This is a genomic window from Corallococcus sp. CA047B (assembly GCF_003612065.1).
Classification (GTDB): Bacteria; Myxococcota; Myxococcia; order Myxococcales; family Myxococcaceae; genus Corallococcus; species Corallococcus praedator.
Genome location: NZ_RAWD01000684.1, coordinates 1 through 876, shown reverse-complemented (window position 1 = coordinate 876; position 876 = coordinate 1). Strand labels below are relative to the sequence as shown.

Annotated in this window: 2 protein-coding genes; both read right to left on the bottom strand. The window is 69.2% G+C overall.

Going from position 1 to position 876, the window contains the following annotated elements; translation table 11 throughout:
* Positions 1 to 427, bottom strand: a 427-nt coding sequence (locus D7X74_RS42170) for an IS630 family transposase (protein WP_120538488.1), incomplete at its 3' end; no start/stop codon positions are given.
* Positions 428 to 456: 29 nt separating this feature from the next.
* On the bottom strand, positions 457 to 876 hold a 420-nt coding region (locus D7X74_RS42165), incomplete at its 5' end, for a helix-turn-helix domain-containing protein (RefSeq protein WP_199742029.1).

The window sequence follows — 876 nt, the reverse complement described above, 5'->3', positions numbered from 1 at the left end:
CGTGCTGCTCGACCGTGGGGTACTGACGGTTGGCGGAAACGCGTTGCTTCAGGGGGCGCCACAGATGATCCATGCAGTTGAGTTCTGAGCGCTGCTTGGGCAACAGCAGCAGGTGGATTCCGAGGCGAGCGGCGAGCTGCTGGGACTTCTGGGCCGTGTGACAGCTGGCGCGGTCCAGCACCAGCAGCAGCGGGCGGCCGGGGTAGGCGGCACGCAGGGTGCGCAGAAAGTCCATGAAGTCTTCGCGCCTGGCGCGCTGGGTTGCCAGCACCACGCGCTTGCCGGTGCGCGGATTGATGGCGCCCCACAGCGTGCGCTTGGCGTTTTCGCCTGTAATCGGCACCACGGCTTGCTTTCCCAGCGGGGCCCAGACGGCGCGCAGCGGCGGAAACCACCGCAGCACCGTGCTGTCCATGACGAGCAGCACGGCCCGGGGGAGCAGGCGTTTGAGCCGTTTCAGACGGCGGACAAGGCCCCCTTTTTCTGCCCTGGATGGGGCGCCGCCGTGGCGTACACGTACCGTGGCCGCTTCCACGCCAGACCCGCCTCGTGCAACCGGCGGCGCAGTGTGCGGGGCGACACTTCGACGCCCTGTCGCTTCAGGTGCGTGCACAGCAGCGGCACCGTCCAGCCGTGGCTCGCCCAGGACTCCTTCTCTGGGCTGCCTCGGACGACTTCGCGCAGGCGCTCGGCCGTCAGGCGTGGCGCTTTCCTCGGCCGACCCTGCCGCGGGGCATCTCGCAGCGCTTCGGGGGTACGCTGCGCCAGATAGCGCTCCAGCCAGAAGTAGACGGCTGGCCGACTCAGGGCTGCCAGATGCGCAGCCTCGCCCGGGCCTTTGCCCTCTGCGAGGAGTCTCACGGCCAGTAGCCGACG